Annotated in this window: 1 protein-coding gene; it reads left to right on the forward strand. The window is 62.0% G+C overall.

Features of this window, described 5'->3' with window-relative positions; genetic code table 11:
• Nucleotides 1–714, forward strand: a 714-nt coding sequence (locus ACR0E6_RS22285; protein ID WP_480587472.1) for an HAD-IC family P-type ATPase, incomplete at both ends; no start/stop codon positions are given.

The following is a 714-nucleotide window of genomic DNA, read 5'->3' on the forward strand; positions in this document are numbered from 1 at the left end:
GCCACGGGGCGCGGGGCGCAGGCCGGAGTGCTGATCAAAAATGCCGAAGCGCTGGAGCGGTTCGAGAAGATCGATACTTTGATCGTCGACAAAACTGGCACGCTGACCATGGGCAAGCCAAAGCTTGTGGCTGTATTACCCGAACCTGGCCATGACGAGGTCGAGGTGCTGCGGCTGGCCGCAACGCTGGAGAAGGGCTCGGAGCACCCGTTAGCTGAGGCAATCGTCACAGGAGCCGAGGAACGTGGCGTAGCCCTGTCCGACGCCAGTGACTTCGAGGCGGTGACTGGTAAAGGCGTGAAAGGCACGGTGGATGGCCGCCCCGTCGCGCTCGGCAATCTGAAACTGGTCACCGATCTCGGACTCGAGGCGGCCGAACTGACGGCCAAGGCCAATGCGCGTCGGGATGACGGCGAAACGGTGATGTTCGTGATGCTTGATGGTTCAGTGGCGGGGTTGGTCTGCGTCGCCGACCCGGTCAAGGAAACAACACCAGCCGCACTCAAGGCGCTGCACGAACTGGGTTTCCGGATCATCATGGCGACTGGCGACAACGAACGCACTGCAAAGGCGGTGGCCGAACGTCTGGGTATCGATGAGATTCGAGCCGACGTACTGCCCGAGGACAAGGCCCGCATAATTCGCGAACTGCAGGAGAAAGGCGCAAAGGTCGCCATGGCGGGTGACGGAGTGAACGACGCACCCGCGTTAGCG

This window comes from Ruegeria sp. AP12 (assembly GCF_056540025.1).